12 protein-coding genes and 1 rRNA gene are annotated in these 16746 nt (G+C 43.2%); 1 reads left to right on the forward strand and 12 read right to left on the reverse strand.

Going from position 1 to position 16746, the window contains the following annotated elements:
• The first annotated feature begins 382 nt into the window (after nucleotides 1-382).
• Nucleotides 383-495 (forward strand): 5S ribosomal RNA (gene rrf, locus CHB62_RS08670).
• Nucleotides 496-1743: 1248 nt separating this feature from the next.
• On the opposite strand, the gene priA is transcribed toward rrf, so the two are convergent.
• From priA to CHB62_RS08735, 12 genes are all read right to left on the reverse strand, one after another.
• Nucleotides 1744-4050, reverse strand: coding sequence for a replication restart helicase PriA (priA, locus tag CHB62_RS08675; protein ID WP_089366529.1), 2307 nt, complete (start codon nucleotides 4048-4050; stop codon nucleotides 1744-1746).
• Nucleotides 4051-4054: 4 nt separating this feature from the next.
• Nucleotides 4055-4894, reverse strand: a complete 840-nt coding sequence (locus CHB62_RS08680) for an alpha/beta hydrolase (RefSeq protein WP_089366530.1) — start codon at nucleotides 4892-4894, stop codon at nucleotides 4055-4057.
• A 714-nt stretch (nucleotides 4895-5608) separates the two neighbouring features.
• Complete coding sequence (locus CHB62_RS08690; protein ID WP_089366532.1) at nucleotides 5609-6238, reverse strand: porin family protein; 630 nt, start codon at nucleotides 6236-6238, stop codon at nucleotides 5609-5611.
• A gap of 259 nt (nucleotides 6239-6497) precedes the next feature.
• Nucleotides 6498-7541 (reverse strand): type IX secretion system ring subunit PorN/GldN, encoded by a 1044-nt coding sequence (gene porN / locus CHB62_RS08695; RefSeq protein WP_089366533.1) that lies wholly within the window; start codon nucleotides 7539-7541, stop codon nucleotides 6498-6500.
• 118 nt (nucleotides 7542-7659) lie between these two features.
• A complete protein-coding gene (gene porM, locus CHB62_RS08700; RefSeq protein ID WP_089366534.1) occupies nucleotides 7660-9249 on the reverse strand; it encodes a type IX secretion system motor protein PorM/GldM in 1590 nt (529 codons plus the stop codon).
• A 64-nt stretch (nucleotides 9250-9313) separates the two neighbouring features.
• The gene (gene porL, locus CHB62_RS08705) at nucleotides 9314-10111 is read right to left on the reverse strand and encodes a type IX secretion system motor protein PorL/GldL (RefSeq protein ID WP_089366535.1); all 798 of its coding nucleotides are present in this window, start codon (nucleotides 10109-10111) and stop codon (nucleotides 9314-9316) included.
• Complete coding sequence (porK, locus tag CHB62_RS08710; protein WP_042856286.1) at nucleotides 10112-11593, reverse strand: T9SS ring complex lipoprotein PorK/GldK; 1482 nt, start codon at nucleotides 11591-11593, stop codon at nucleotides 10112-10114.
• A 9-nt stretch (nucleotides 11594-11602) separates the two neighbouring features.
• A complete protein-coding gene (locus CHB62_RS08715; RefSeq protein WP_089366562.1) occupies nucleotides 11603-12541 on the reverse strand; it encodes a PorP/SprF family type IX secretion system membrane protein in 939 nt (312 codons plus the stop codon).
• A gap of 595 nt (nucleotides 12542-13136) precedes the next feature.
• Nucleotides 13137-13358, reverse strand: a complete 222-nt coding sequence (locus CHB62_RS08720; protein WP_004337463.1) for a DUF2795 domain-containing protein — start codon at nucleotides 13356-13358, stop codon at nucleotides 13137-13139.
• A 53-nt stretch (nucleotides 13359-13411) separates the two neighbouring features.
• Nucleotides 13412-13987 carry a cob(I)yrinic acid a,c-diamide adenosyltransferase gene (locus tag CHB62_RS08725; RefSeq protein WP_089366536.1) on the reverse strand — a complete coding sequence of 192 codons (576 nt, stop codon included), beginning with the start codon at nucleotides 13985-13987 and terminating at the stop codon, nucleotides 13412-13414.
• Nucleotides 13988-14023: 36 nt separating this feature from the next.
• Nucleotides 14024-14632 carry a hypothetical protein gene (locus tag CHB62_RS08730; protein WP_089366537.1) on the reverse strand — a complete coding sequence of 203 codons (609 nt, stop codon included), beginning with the start codon at nucleotides 14630-14632 and terminating at the stop codon, nucleotides 14024-14026.
• A gap of 258 nt (nucleotides 14633-14890) precedes the next feature.
• Nucleotides 14891-16576 carry a hypothetical protein gene (locus CHB62_RS08735; protein ID WP_089366538.1) on the reverse strand — a complete coding sequence of 562 codons (1686 nt, stop codon included), beginning with the start codon at nucleotides 16574-16576 and terminating at the stop codon, nucleotides 14891-14893.
• Nucleotides 16577-16746: the final 170 nt, after the last annotated feature.

A 16746-nucleotide genomic window follows, 5' to 3' on the forward strand; every position in this document is an offset into this window, starting at 1 on the left:
ATAGACGATGACGTTGATAGGGTGTAGGTGTAAAGACGGTGACGTCAAAGCCGAGCACTACTAATTGCCCGAAACTTTCTTCGGGTCTCCCGCCTCCAAAGTTAGGAGTGCGGGGACTGGTGACTCAGACTTTGAGCTGTGTAATCTTCTTGATAGGAAGATATGAGTTCTATATGTTTTGCTTGTGGAAATACGTCACCTTATACGGCTGACAAGTCAGTAGACGAGTTGACAAGTTAATGAGTTAACGAGTAAACAAGTTATTATTTCAATGGACAATGTTTAACAACGGATCTACTGATAAGAAGACAGAAAGACGACAAGGATAAAGGCAAATAATTAGTCAACTTGTCAACTGTGAACTAGTCAACCGAGAGAAATATTAGGTGGTTATTGCGGCGGGGTCCCACCTCTTCCCATTCCGAACAGAGAAGTTAAGCCCGTTTGCGCCGATGGTACTGCAATGCAATGCGGGAGAGTAGGTGGCCGCCTTCTTTTACAAGAGCCTTGAAGAGAAATCTTCAAGGCTCTTTTTTTGTTGCTGGTTGATTATTGATGGGTGTTGATGTTGTGTTGTGAGTGGATGTTTATGGGCTAATGAATTTAATAAAACAATGAGCCTTATATGGCTAATGAGCCTAATAGTGTAAGGCTGATAGGGCTAATTGGTCTAATAGTTTATGGCTGATATGGCTAATGGGCCTGATAGTGTAGGGCTGATAAGGCTTATGGGCCTAATAGTGTAAGGCTGATAGGACTAATGAACCTAATATTGTAGGGCTGATAGGGCTTATGAGCCTAATAGCGTAAGGCTGATAGGACTAATGAACCTAATATCGTAGGGCTGATAGGGCTTATGAGCCTAATAGCGTAAAGCTGATAAGGCTAATTGGTCTAATAGTTTATGGCTGATATGGTTAATGGGCCTAATAGTGTAGGGCTGATAGGGCTTATGGGTCTAATAGCGTTGGGCTGATAGGGCTAATGAAACTAATAACTAATAGGGCTGATAGTATTGGGTAATGAGGATTATAAGTCTAATGTTATATGGATGATAAGATTAATGGGATTATTAGGATAACCACTGAATTATTGTGAGATGCATTGGTATATATTAATGCAATATAATGTATAATAGATTATATCACCAAAGTCCCTTTAGAATGGCTACAGGTTAGATTTACAGAAGTTTTTTGATGGGTAATTAGTTTTATTTAGTAAGTTATTAGGAGATGTCCTAAATATTTTCTCTAACATATTAAGAGGCACAAAAGGATGTTATTTATTGCACTTTGGGTGACAGTGGTTAAGGTACGGCTGGCATGTAGAGGAGGTGATTTAGAGGGGATATGGTGAGGGAATTAGAGTAGAGCAAGAGTGGGTAGAATGGAGGTAGAGAGGATTTAGAGAGGTATTTAGAGTGAAATTAGAGTTGGTATAATGGATTTAGAGAGGACTTTAGAGTAGAGCAGGAGTGGGTAGAATGGATATGAGAGTTATTTAGAGTGAAGCTATAGTGGGTAGAATGGATTTAGAGAGGATTCCAGAGTGTATTTAGAGGGAGCTTTAGAGTTGATTAAGAGGGGACTTTAGAGTGGATAGAGGAGATTTAGAGAGGATTTTGAGAGGTATTTGGAAGAAATTGGAAGGTTCTGATGGGAGTTAGAGAGAAGACGGCTAAATCGTTTATTGTAATAGTTGAGAATCAAGTATATAGGGTATTTGCTTGGTGGAAGGGCTGAATTATAATGGGTCAACATCAAAGTAAACTTGGAGAGCGCCATATCTTTTATCCTTTAGAAGTTCGTGTATGGTATTATGGAGAGATTGGCGGACACGGGCATAATCGATGCCAATCTCCAGTTTAAGCATGATTTTTCTTATACTTAATGTTTTGACACGTGCCACAGCGGGTTTGTCAGGACCGAGGATACGGTCACCGAAAACCTCATGTAGTCTACTACCAAGTTCCAAACCAGCAGTATTTACTATATTCTCGTCTCTATGCTTTAAATAGACATAGATGAGTCGATAGAACGGAGGATAATGAAAATCACGCCTCTCGACCAGCAAATCGTTGTAGAAGGACTGATAATCATTATGTACGACTTGCTGAATAATGGGCAAGTTAGGGCTCTTTGTTTGCAGAATAACTAATCCCTGTTTCCCTTTCCTACCCGCACGTCCACTCACCTGGCTCATCATCATAAATGATTGTTCGTATGCTCGAAAGTCAGGGAAGTTCAACATCGAGTCTGCATTAAGGATACCTACGACCGAAACCTTATCAAAGTCAAGCCCCTTCGTAATCATCTGTGTGCCTATCAGAAGGTTACTTTTACCAGCAGAAAAATCGTTAATCAGACGTTCGTAAGCATTGCGTGTGCGTGTAGTATCAAGGTCCATACGTGCAATGCGAGCCTCAGGAAAAATGAAGCTTATCTCGTCTTCAATCTTCTCCGTACCATACCCACGTCCTCGTATGTCTTCACTTTCACAACAAGGGCACACATCCGGCACCTTCATCGTGTATCCACAATAGTGACAAGACAGGTAGTTCATATTCTTATGATGCGTCAGAGACACATCACAATTCGGACATTTCGGTACCCAACCACACTGTCTACACTCCACCATTGGTGCAAACCCTCGTCGGTTTTGGAACAAGATAGCCTGTTCACCACGTCCCAAAGCTTCACGAACAGCAGAGAGTAGGCGAGGAGAGAAAGCCCCTTTCATTATCTTACGGCGGTAGAGATCTTTTATATCTACGATTTCTATTTTCGGCAACTGTATGTCCTTATATCGACGAGTCAGTTCTACAAGTCCATATTTCCCTTGTTTTGCGTTGTAATAGCTCTCCATTGAAGGTGTAGCCGTTCCTAAGAGCGTTTTCGCCTCAGGATACATCTGTCCCAAGACAATAGCGGCCGAGCGAGCATGATAACGTGGAGCAGGGTCCTGTTGCTTGTAACTTTGGTCGTGTTCTTCGTCGATAATAATCAATCCAAGTCGATGAAATGGGAGAAAAATGGCACTTCTCGCACCCAAGATAACACTATATGGATTATCAGATAACTGTTTTTGCCATATTTCAACACGTTCCGCATCGCTGTATTTGCTATGATAAATACCCAACTGATCGCCAAATACGGCCTTCAGACGTTCTGTAATCTGTATTGTAAGAGCAATTTCAGGCAGTAGATATAACACCTGCTTCTTCTCATTGATAGCCTTTTGAATAAGGTGTATATAGATTTCAGTCTTTCCTGAAGACGTCACTCCATGCAGTAAAGTCACTCTATGTCCCATCATCTGTATGAGAATCTGGTTGTACGCCTCGGTCTGTGCTTCGTTTAGAGGCTTCATGTTCTCAGGACGGGAAGGACTACCATGATTTAATCGGCCAACCTCTTTCTCGTAGGTGACAAGGATTTTCCTATCTAATAATGCACGAATGATACCGATAGAAGCGTGGGTAACGTTCATCAATTCCTCCCTTGTCACCTCACGAAACTCTGTTTTGGGCGAAATTTGGTCCATTTCATCGACACCAGCCAGCTGTAGATAAGCCATAAGAACATCCACTTGCTTCGTTGCACGCTTCATAGAATCAATCACAAGCGTAAGTGCACGTTCATTACGAAAGTTATCTGCCAGTCGGATATAAAGTTCTGTTCGTGGTCGATAACCATCTTGTTCCTTCAAACCCGATGGCAAAGCAGCCTTATAAACATCCCCGATAGGTGACATATAATAGTCTGCAATCCAATACCAAAGTCTCAGCTGCTGTGGAAGAAGCACCGGAGTAGCGTCTAATACCTCAAGAATGTCTTTATAAACAATCTTCTTTTCGCCATTCTCTATTCCTTTTTCAGTTGCAGGGGGAGTAATAGGATACTCAGCAACAATACCCACATATCGCTTACTCTTGCCTAATGGGACAATAACACGTACACCGACCTGTACCTTAGGAGCCAGTGCATCTGGTATCGTATAGGTGAACAACCCATCTAAAGGTAAGGGTAATATGATATTTGCGTATGTCATTAGCTTATTTTCTATCCAATATTCTATTTATGTTGTCCAAGAGAATGTGAAAAGCAGGCTGCGTCATCGCCCCATGGTCGTGTCCTCCGAGTTCATACAGATAGCTCTCTTTGTGTCCACAGAGTTTCAACATCCGCCATAGATAAGCATTTTCTTCATAACGACCGAATAGTTCCATGTTTCGATCCCCGGTGATTAAGACCATTGGCGGAACCAAGTTACGAACCCAATAGAGTGGGGCATACTCATCAACAAGCGGTTGAAGTGCACCCCTTCCATGCATCTCTCGATAAGAAAAGTGGGAGATAGTCTGGCCGCTGAAGGGTATCAAGCCACGAATACTATCAGCATCAATCCCATACTTGCCCAACAGTGCCTTATTCAAACCAACCATCATCGTCAGATATCCACCAGCAGAATGGCCTGTCACGAATGTCTTCCGACAGTCTTCGTTGTATTCTTTCGCATGACGAAAAGCCCAAGCTACGGCCTCGGCGGCATCATCCAAGCAGCTGTCAATCGTCACATTTGGTAGCAGTCGATAATTGACACCAATAACGACCAAGCCCTTCTTCTTCAGTTCGATGGGTAGTCCCTTATGCCCAGAAGTAAGTCCACCACCATGAAACCAGACTACAACCGGACAATTCTTCAACGTTTGTGGGTAATAGACATCAACTTTTAGACGTTCGCGAGCGTAAGAATCCGTCTTTATCGAGTAAGGAAAGTCATTCACTGTCATGTAATTTACATCAGAAGAGTTCTTTTGCGCCATCAATACCAATGATTGACTAAGCAACAACAATGCGACAATCAAGAAGTACTTTATTCTATTCAGTATCATTCTTTCAAGTATTTTAAGTCGGTCTGAATACAAATGTACAAAGAAAAAAAGAAAGAACGATAACTTTATAGAACAATAATATAAAAAAACAATATCATGTGATTTCGGTTAGCTAAGGTCACCTTGCGTCTCAACAAGTTTACGTTTAGGGAGAGATATGATGAGAACTCACACTCAATCGTCTATTGAAATGACAGACGAATAGCAAGATATTAACTCATGAACTCTATCTTCTCGTGTGAAGAAATAGTTCATCTATGCTATGTGCATTAATCCCTCTATATTTCAAAACTGTTAGTTTTGTTATGAAAAATCATTACAGCGTAGCAGTATGTATTCCCTCAATATATGCGTATGATGTTTCTTAAAGTTGAACTCGTAACATTCAGTAAACCAACTTGTTATATATAGCATTAAAGAAGACGCCCTTCTTGCTTCAAAAAGGGCGTCTTCTATATCCAAGAAAGGCATGTTCTCGACCGTAGGAAGGCATCTTCTTGTCTCTTGTTCGGCCTCATTTTGCATGGAGAGAAGAGTTGTTAACGAAATATCTTTACATTACCTGTTAGAACGTTCGTTGTCTTCTCCCCTTCTTATAAGTGCATCCTCACCAATCTGAGAATACTGTTCTTACTGGTGAGGATGCTCATTTTGTATCTGTCGGACAGTTCCCTCTGTGCGTATTTGAGACGAGTAATGCTGATATTCTTCGTTTTAGAAGAAATAAGCCACCCCCACCTGCCATGAACTATTACGACTATCCTTCTTCTTAAAGGCAGAAGTAGCAGCATCGGTAGCCGTCTTCCAGGTAGCATGACCAGTCTTTCCGCAAGCGATATTATAGTTGGCACTCACCTGCAGGTGCTTAAATGCAGTAACACCAAAGCCAAGGTTAATACTGAAATTACTATTCTTTAAGGCGTAGGTACTACTCATGTTCCATTGATACTCTTTCTCTCCAATGTTGAAAGCGACTTGCGGACCACCAAAGAGGAATACACTTGCCGTACTACCTAAGCCAATAGAGTATCGTGCATTCACTGGTATTGCAATCTGCTGTTGCTTAACAGTCTGCGTCATCGTGGCATAATCGAGTTTAGCAGAACGATAGTCGTATAGGACAGAAGCATCCATACCTAAGCCAACAACGGGTAATGTGAATTTTACCGTTGGTCCAATGAACCAGCCAGCTTGGTTAGTTTTGTCAAAGACATCACTATCAAAGTAGAAATCACTTACATTCAATCCTGCCTTCACACCAAATTTCAATGGTTCGTCAGCGTGAATAGGGGTGGAGAAGATAAATGATAGGGCCAAGAAAGCCAATGAGATAATTTTCTTCATAACCTTAAGTATTAATGATAAAGAACTAAATTCACTCCTCATCATGCAAAGCTTATATGCTTACACATCTGAGAGAGGACCCGAAATAGTACTACTATTTGAGCATCTTTATACATAAACCCTATCAGAAAGAGTATTATTGCCCTATTAGAATTAATTAAGGTTGGTTCTATAAAATTCCTTTAATGATGTTTTAAGTATAACTCATTAAAGGCAGATTTCATCGAGGAATTTATAGAACCAACCTTAAGAAAAATTATTAATGACGCTCGCGTCGAACGGTGACACGTGCTGGTGAAGCGGCAGCACTACCGTTAGAAGACGGGCGGCGAGAGCGTCTAACGCTGCTTGTAGACGGACTTGTGCGACGTGAACGGCCCAATTTTCGTGGTGCGTTCTCACCCTCCTTGACAGCAGCAATACTATCAAGGCTATCACGACGAGCAGGGTCACCATAGATGTTCTTCTCAAATTCAACCAATTCACGCTCTATCTTCTTCTGCTCAGCAGCCATCGCAGAGTCATTAGGGCAGTACTGTGCAAGTGTTCTACCCAGCATATTCGTAGTCTTGTAAATCTTTCCTTTATAGAGGTTCATCGTGAAATAATCGTCAACACTCATTGTTGCAGCGTTATTAAGATTACTTGTCATGATTGTTTGTTTAGCAAGGAAAGGCGCCAAGTCATCGTAACGAACCCAGAATAATGGGTATTTAACCTCCCCATCACCGAAATCATCTTCACGATACATAATCGGACAGAGGGCAACAACCTTACGATGGAAGGTAGCTGTACCTTGGTCATAATAAGCACTCTCTTTGAGGTAGTAGCCCTTAACCTCACCTGATGGAATGTCGCTATTATCAAGTCGAATACCATGATCGGTGCGTTCGTAGAAGATATGATAGTTATCGAGGAACTGCAAAGGTTTGATGCGTGCAGAGTCAGTGAATATCTCATTACCATCCATTCGGTAGTTGTAAGCCGCAATACCACCACGGTTAGGACCACTCATCATCAATTTGAAGATGTAAGTAAAGAGATTCATTTGCGAGCCAACAGGTTCTGTTGGATAGTACAAACCAGCATTTGCATCCTCGGTAAGTTTGAGTTCACGATAGATATCACGTCTCCAAACAACATCCTCTTGCATAGGAGCCGTTGTAGGGAAGGATATCTGCGCACGTGTTGTAATGCTGTTAGCAGGCGATTGACGCTGTTGTTGATTACGACGTGCAGCAGGCTGCGCACTTACAGAGAGTGCCAAACACGCTGTGCAGACTATGAGAAATATCTTTTTCATTGTTGTTTTGTTTGTTCTTTACTAAAAGCAAGGGGCAGACATAGCATGTGATGAGCCGTTATAGCAGCAGTGTTATCTAATAACTCGTCTACTTGTCAACTCGTCAACTCGTCAACTACTACCTCACAATAACCTCCATATTTCTGCCATTGAGCGTTCGAGTGGTACCATCTGGCCCATGAACGACAACATTAGTGATGTAGAAACGCTTGTTACGACTCAACTGTCGGAACTGTTCTTTCTGTTGTGCAGAGAACGAAGCACCGTTACTTGCTAATGGAACAGCGTTACCCATGTTGTCAAAGAAGACTACACGGAAGCTGGTTACATTGAAAGGAATGTCAAGCAGACCATCATCAATAGCGGCTTGGATGCCTGATGCTGACATAAGGGCAGCCTTAGAGAGGGCTCCACTCTTAAATCTATCTGCGCCCATAGCGATATATGGCGATGGATCCGGCAATTTTCTTACTCGGAACTTATAATCTCCAATCTTTCTACCCTTGGCAGAAACGGCTATCGTCACAGGTTGACCTACGGTTGAAGGACGTGCAATAAAATGGCCGCCACCCCTTGCAATGAGTGTTCCTCCCGACATTGTTGCCTGTACATCACTCTGAGACGTGTTCGGAATACTGATGGTGATGGGGTTATCAAAACCAGCATAGAGAACATTCATGAGGTCGGCTGCTATCGTGGCCATGCCATCGAATGGAGGAACCTTCTGCATTCCTTGTGGGCTGATATACTCTTTAGGTTGCGGACCACCCGTTACCCAGTAGTCTTGTGAGAAGTTTCTGCGTAATACATTACCGGTCAGGTCCTTAATAAGGATGTATCCGCTTAATGTATGCTTACCAGGTGCACCTGCCTTAACGGTAATCTGATTACCCTTGATAAGTTGTCCATTGACATAGACCTGTGGTTGTTGTGTAGAGTCAACAGCCCCCATAAACATCTGTGCCGTCATGGTCTCGCCAGGATAAAGGCGTGTCTGACTTGGAACAACGAAAGCCTGTAGCTTGTTGACACGTAGGTCTTTCAAGCCAACATTGGCCACTAAGGTATGTAACACCTCACCCTCTGCATAGCGAACATCGCTTTGTAGTTTCGAGAGGAGCGTTACGGCCGCCGCAACAGGCATGTTCTCGAACATATACTCCTCCCAATTCTTCCCCATGGAATGCCTTGGAACCTCCGTAGAGAGGTTACTTGCGATGATTCTCTTTTGTCGTGGGTCTGTTACGAACTGTAGGATACGTGCTCGATAGTTGTTGATAGCCTCGTAGAGCTTGTGACCCTGTCCGTTAGCAGGGTTCAGCATGATATAGCTGGCAGCCTCAATATTGTCTTTCCCTTCTATTTTCAAGGGGTCACCTTTCTCACCATCAGCTTCACGAACGATGGCTACTTTCAATGCTTGTGCATAATTATAGAGAGAGTCACTCATCTCTCTAACCGTTGATGCCATCACAAACCACTGTTTAACCTTTTGTGGGTTCTTGCGCATCATTTGGTCTATTTCGCCAAAGATAGCCTCGTTCTCCTTGGATGAATTTCCCGTTGTGCGATTAAGGCTCTCCTCAACAACGGAGAAGCCATTGAGTACCTCGGTGGAGATATTTAATGCCAACATAGCCATGAGGACGATATACATGAGGTTAATCATCTTCTGGCGAGGGGAAATCTTTCTCTTTTTAATAGCCATTAATTCTATTATTTGCAGTGGGGAGAGGGCTATAAAGCATTCTCTTCCCTACCATAATACATCGTTATAAGCTCTCAGTATTAGCCTGTTGAGTGGTCGCACCCGGTGCTGCCACCCGCATATTGACTGTCATAGCCTCAATCATTCGGGCATAGATACTATTGAGTTGCTCAATTTGTTGAGCCATCTTACGGGTCTGCTCATTGATTTGGTCGATTGTACCAATCTGTTGGCTTGCACCCTTTAGTTGCATCTCATAAACCTTTGCAATACCCGTAAGCGTACGATTAAGGTTCTCCATCTCTTCGCTATCACGTGTCAGACGCTGGCTCTGGTCGTTCACCTTGCCTAACATCTCCGTCAGACTCTGCAGTGCAGAGACGTAGTTCGTCTGTGCCTCAACCATCTCTGGCGTCTGTTGTTGTGCGTCTGCGATAGCCTTACTCTGCTGACCAACAACGGCAGCAGCGATGTCGCTGGCAGAAGGCATTGCCTGTTGAACACTCTGTGCAAGGTTCTCTGTGGCACTGTGTTGTACCTGTTTTGCAGCAGTAGGGCGTTCCACAGCATTCTCCTTATCCTCAAGATACTCCTCGGTGACGTGTGTTGGGAGGTCACGACCATCGTCCGTCTTATCGAAAGGACGGTCGAAAGCAGATAGGAAGAACACGATAACCTCAGTACCCATGCCGAAGTAGAGCATAATATTAGCTCCTGGGAGGTGAGTAAGTTTGAATAAAGCTCCGAGAATAACCACCGAAGCACCCCAGCTATAGCCATAGTTGAGGAATGTTTGTCCTGGAACGCTATCCATCCACTTCTGTAGATGGTAAACAAAGTTGTATTTGCTGTACTGTGTCATTTATCTTCTCTTTTTCTTACTGCTTTTCTTATTCTCTTTAGCGGCCTCACTTGATGAGCTTGCAAGGCTACGAACACAACGGAAACCGATGTAGCTTCGAGGTTGGTTCTGGTATTCCCAAGTACGCCAAGCACTACGGATATAGCTCTCTGGGTCTTTCCAACTACCACCACGAACACTCTTCTTTTTCAGGCGATAAGGGTCTTCTTTGGCTGCTTTATAGTCCAATTGCGGGTTGAGATCATTCATCGCATCGACACCAGCCTCTGTATAGATAGTACTTGTCCACTCGGCAACGTTGCCTGCCATATCATATAGTCCATTAGAGTTTGCACCATAGATACCCACCTTACTCGTAATCAGGTTGCCGTCTTTCGTGTAGTTTCCGCGGTCTGGCTTAAAGTTAGCATAGAAGCAACCATTACCGTTCTTCACGTTTTGATTGTCCCAAGGGAATTCGTCTTGGTTCTTTCCTCGAGCCGCATACTCCCATTCAGCCTCTGAAGGAAGGCGATAACGCTGTACGTACCGAGCCTCTTTACCGAGTCCTTTAAGCAGGTATTCTGTTCGCCAAGCACAGAAGGCATTGGCCTGTTCCCACGTTACGCCGACCACAGGATAGTTGTTATAAGTAGGGTTACTGAAATAGTTTCGGAGATAGATCTCATTGTCTGAGTTGCGGAAATCGTTCACCCAGCAAGTCGTATCAGGGTAGATATTGACAATATAGGTGTTGAGGAAATCCCAAGGACCCGTCAATGGGCGATTGATAGTCTCGTTATGAATAGCGCCATTCTCGTCGATGTATGCCGTATCCTTTGATATCATCACCACCTCATTAGGGTCGACAGTGATGTCAGTATTCAAGTTACGCTCTTGTGGATTTAGGCGGTTACGACGCAAGGCAGCAGCCGTGTAGTCGTATATCTCATAACGATAATTCAGTTGACGTGCGTCGATACTCTTCTCGCCAGTGACAGGGTTCGTCACATAAAGGCTTTCGAACGCACGTTGCTCATCTTCGTTCGGCTTACGTGGGAGACGTTTGTTCCAGTCAAGATGAGGTGTGACAGGGTCGCCATTCTTATCTTCTGTAATCATATAAGTCTCATCACCACCGTATGCAGGGTCGGCTAAGCGTGTACGAATAATTGAGTCACGGACCCACTCAACGAACTGTTTATACTCAGAGTTGGTCACCTCTGTCTCGTCCATCCAGAACCCATCAACAGAGATATCCTTAACAGGAGTCTTCTTACCCCATAGGGAGTCCTGCTTTTCCAAACCCATTCTCAACCAGCCACGCTTGACAAGTGTCATGCCGTAAGGGGCTGGTTCGCGGAAGGGACGCCCTCCACCAACGCCAGTAACCTCACCGCCACGACCAGACGAAGCGGTTGACTTACCAGCGAAACAGCCTGTCAATGTTCCCAAGACGAGTGCACCAAGGCAAATGGCAACTATACTTTTCTTCATTTTCATTATATCTTTCTATAGAAATCTTACGCTTTTATGTTTGTTCCTGCCTTTCTTCTGCAGGTTTATATCGGTTTGATAGCTGACAAACAGCCCATGACTACCATTCTTGAAGGCTGCTGTCCCTGTGTACATCTCATAGCTATAGCCCAGGTTGATACCATGGAAAGTACCGCCAATCATGGCTGTCACAGAGTTTGTTGGACTATAAGATACGCCCCCATATAGCACTTTCTTCTCATGCGTGTAGACCAGTCGAGCTGTGATGTCAGCCCGATAGTTCACACCATCATACCGTGCCAAGACCGAAGTCGGTATTGTTAGAAACGGATTTCGTAGTTTAATATTGTATCCACCCGTTAAATAATATGTTCGATTTATCTGTAGTTCATTGGTCTCACCGAGTTCTACTAAGGGCGCATTGAGGTGCTGTACGGATGCACCAACATACCAATTCTTACGCATATAATAAACTCCTGCTCCCAAGTCAAGGCCGTGCCCACTGACTTCTCCCTGTGTTAAAGCTGGGTCGCTTGCCTCTTCTGGGTCTAACTTAGAGCCATCTAACTTCTCAAAAAGCATTCCTACCTGAACACCAGCAGCTAACATTCCCCCAAAAAGGTCCTTGCGAAAGGCATATTGTCCTGCCACTCGCTGATGCACAAAGGCACCTAACTTATCGTTAAGTATCGAGAGTCCCACCCCATGATATTGTTTCATGAAATAGACGGGCATGTCAGCTCCTACGTAGAAAGTGTTTGGGTTGTGTTCATAACCAGCAAAGTCAAGTGCGTAAGCACCCACAACATTCAGCTTATTATCCTTTCCTACAGTCGCAGGGTTGAACGATGGCTCCATCGCCCAGTAGTGACTATAAGACGGATCATACTGTGCCTTGACAGAGATTACTGTCAGGCAGACAAGTGAAAATATGAATATGAAACGTTTAAACACGCTCTTATAACGCATCACAGGTTGGTTTATTGCCTTCTAAGCTATAAATATTAGGGCTGATTGATATAGACGTAAACGTATCTCTTTGCTGTGGAAGAATAAACATACGTGTGTTTTTCTATCTTCTTAATTGTATGAAGGAGTATATAGAGAAGTGTTGTTTGTAATTATATTTCATAGGTACGGTTTGTGTCAACGCCCTTTTTGCTTCAAGAAGAGGCCTAACTATGTTCAAGAACATGCCCTTCTTGCATGTTGAAGACGCCCTTCTTCATCCTTACTAAGCCTCTTCTAAAATAGAGGTTACAACTATTTGATAACAAGAAGGTTATAAAGAGGAAAATAGCGGGAATGGGTCAATAAATAACTAAGTATAATAGTGGTTGTTTTGTAATGATATTTCTTATCTCAACAGCGTAAGTCTTCTCTTTAATAGCGCATGTGTTTGAGGCGAATAAAGGCCAATTACACCTTCTATATATACGCCACAAGGTGCATATACATCTTAGTTGGAGAAGTAATTTCGGCCTTCGCAGGGCATAACCTACAACAAAAAAGAGCTTGTACCAGTGTGATACAAACTCTTTCCTATTGTTTAATATTCGTCTTCATTCCACAAGAAATCGTCCTTTGAAGGGTAGTCAGGCCATATATCTTCGATACTATCGTAGACATCTCCTTCATCTTCAATCTCTTGAAGATTCTCAAGAACCTCAAGTGGTGCACCTGATCGCATTGCATAGTCAATCAGTTCATCTTTTGTTGCAGGCCATGGAGCATCTTCCAGCTTAGAGGCCAATTCCAGTGTCCAATACATATTCTTATTCTTTTACATATTTCTTAGTGCGTGCAAAAGTAACATTTATTTTCTTATCTGCAAGTATTTTCCCATGTTTTTTCGCCTGTCCTACTATTATTGTTCAAATATCGTGACAAAATGAAGAGGTAGTCTGATAATCTGTTGACAAACTCTAAGATTTCTGCCGGATATGTTGTCATCTGGGAAAGAGTGACAATCCGACGCTCTGCACGGCGACAGACTGTGCGGCAAACATGGCTTTGTGCTGCCGAGAGGGTCCCTCCTGGTAGTATAAAGTGATGATGTGTAGGGAGTTGTGAAGCCATTAGGTCTATGTCGCCTTCTATCTTCTTAATCATTTCCTTTGTACTAACAATCGTCTTGACCTTGCATTCGGTATAGGCGAGTTCTGTCCCAATAACGAACAATTCTGCCTGTATCTCTTCTAATCGTTCCGTGAGTTTGTTATCATGGACAGGACTTTCTTTGGGCGTGTCTGACTGTAGCATGGCGATGAGTAACCCAATGTTTGCGTTGAGTTCGTCTAATGTTCCGTATGCTTCTATGCGCATATCGTCTTTCGGCAATCTACTGCCGTCGCACAAGGAAGTCTTGCCATTATCGCCAGTCTTTGTGTATATCTTCATGACAGTATTACATTTATAACGTTTCAGTGTGTAGGTTTAGAAATTGACAACGTATGATTGCTTCACCATATCTCTATTAAGAAAAATCAATCCACAGTAATATAGGTCGAAGCTGATGCCTGTGCGTGGGTCTGCAACGAGTTCTTGCCAATAGGCTGCCGCCTCCTTATCTCGTTTGATGTTCTCTATAATGAGGATAGATGACGAGGGAAGGTGTTCTAACGACTTATCGATAATTGAGCGATAGTTCTCTATGAGGGGTACTCTCAGCATACTACCTTCCCCAACGTTAGCAAACAACTGCGAATAATCAGCTTCTGACATCTCACCAGTTAGCTTCTTATACTGAGTCTTTTGGCAGCCAGCATCTACGTAAATCTTATAGCATGAGGATGTAGAGTGACAATCAATAAAGGTATGAGGTTGTTGATAATTCGCCAAGCGGAAGTATAGTTTGCATAGCTTACGAGTCTTTTTGTCAATGCCATACACCTGCTTTTCAAGTTGTTCATACTTATAGTAAGGATAAGGCTCATTCACCACATATCGTATAAAACGGTATGCCCAAGGCGACTGTACACCAAACCCTTTGGAACGGTGTGCACGTCTTAGCCAGACGATAGAACGCTTAATATAATATAGCATGATGAATAATTATAGGCAGCAAAGTTAACATTTTTTCCTCTATTACAGAAGGGTTTGAAATAAAAACGTAGTTTCTTAGTTATCAGAAACGCTTTTATTCGGTCCTTACAAATCGTCTCTGTTTTCTGTTTTGATGGCGTTTTGTAAAGCATCTGTTCATGATGAGTCTGTGAGGGGAGGAAAAGAAATGAGGCAGTCGGAATCACTCCGACCACCTCATAATGGTATTAGTAATGAAAACGGTAGTTTTGTTGTGGCTTAGAAATCAATATCGAGTCCGACACCGAGCACCTTATTCGTACGGGTGAAGATGTCAGTATTTTTTGTTGCAAGTGTCTTTGGTTGTACGCTTATTGTACCGTCAGGCTGTGTCACCTGTTCTCTACCAATCGTAATAGCATCTTCGTAATTCTTTGTAAACTTAGAATAGTTTGTAAAGAAGTAAGCTACGTTGAGGTGAGCATTCTTGGCAACTTTTATCTTAGCACCAACACCGAAGCTGTAGCTACTTGTCACGAAGCTAAGGTCGGTCAGATACTTACCGTCACCAAGTCCGTAGAGTGTGCGTTGGCCGCCTGCGCTGACTGTTACAGTTGGGTTGATGTCCCACTCAACACCAGCAAGGAACTCTTGTGTGTTGTGCTTAAGGAAACGCTGTTTGTTGTTGTCCATGCGAGCATCCTTGTCGAAGTAGTGGTTATAACCTGCCATCACGCGAAGGTTCTTCAGTACTTCATACTGTGCACCGAGTGCCAGAATACCAGGAATATCGTTTGGTGTGTTCACACCATTCTCATACTTTTGAGTGTCATCACGCTTAGTGTTGTTCTCAATATTGAACTTTGTCGTAAACTCATAGCGTGCAGCAAAGTTCCACTTGCCTGTGCGGTAGTCAATACCGAGGATTGGAGTGATACCCCATCCACGTTGAGAAACCTCTACATAGCGGTCTTTCACGAGTTCCTTACTACTGTTTAACTTATCAGCACCAGCACTGACCATCTTTGCACCCGCACTTGCTTGCTGTGCGCCAGCTGCATATTGGTTGGCAGCTGCTTGCAGTTGAGCTTTTGCTGTAGGGTCGGTAGCAGCGTTAGCCTGTGCCTGATAGGCATCAGCTTGGGTCTTTGCAGCCACAGCCTGAGCCTGTAGCGCAGCAGCCTTCTCGGTTAGCAGTTTTGCTTTTGAACCAAAATACTCGTAGAGATTCTGATTGTTCCCGTTCACGTCAGCCGAGATGTTGGTAATATTACCTTCGTATTTATTATAGATATAATTGAATCTTGCACCACCAAAGACTGAGAGGTTCTCATTAATCTTATATGCAACACCTAACTGTAAACCGAAGTTATACTGATGGCCACTCATGTAGCTCTGCATACTATAGGATGTTGCGGGAGTCTCCTGTTGGCCAAGGAGTGTCGAGAAGGTAGGGAGCTGTTGGTTGATAAGTGCTGGTAGAATAGCTATCTGGCGTTCGAAACTTGGCAAGCCCTCATTGAATGAAGCTTTACCACCACCACCAGTCAATCCAAAACCAGCCTGGAAGCTCCACTTGTCTTTGTTATATGCTACCTGAAAAGATGGGAGAATAGGTACAGAAGCCTTGCCCTCATAAAACTTACTGCCATCAGTTTTGTCACCACCGTTGAGCGTAAAAGGATACTCGTAAGGGGTGTTAGCAAAAGCAGGTATGCTGAAAGCCGATGTTATCTGACGTGTCTGATATACGTTCTGGAAATTGAGAGAGAGGTGAAAACCTTGGTCGAGGAAGGCTACACCAGCAGGATTAAAATAGACACCATCGATACCAATTGCACCGACACGTGCAAAGTTACGGTTGAAAGCGATGTTCTGATTGGTGTTTGTGAGCAATCCTCCGGCTTGTGTTGATGTTGCCATTGCAAGCAATAGAGCGGCAAGAGCTGTCTTCTGATACTTCATCTTTTGAATTGTAAGTGTATATAAAACTTATATAATTTGGTTGCAAAGTTATGAATATTGTTCTAAATATCCAAATAAAAGCCTACTTTTTCTCATTATTAGTTAAAATGTGCAGTAAGATAAGAGGATGTAGAAAGTTGTTGTAGACGGATATTCCTTATATTATAGTG

It is taken from the genome of Prevotella jejuni (assembly GCF_900187995.1).
Taxonomy (GTDB): domain Bacteria; phylum Bacteroidota; class Bacteroidia; order Bacteroidales; family Bacteroidaceae; genus Prevotella; species Prevotella jejuni.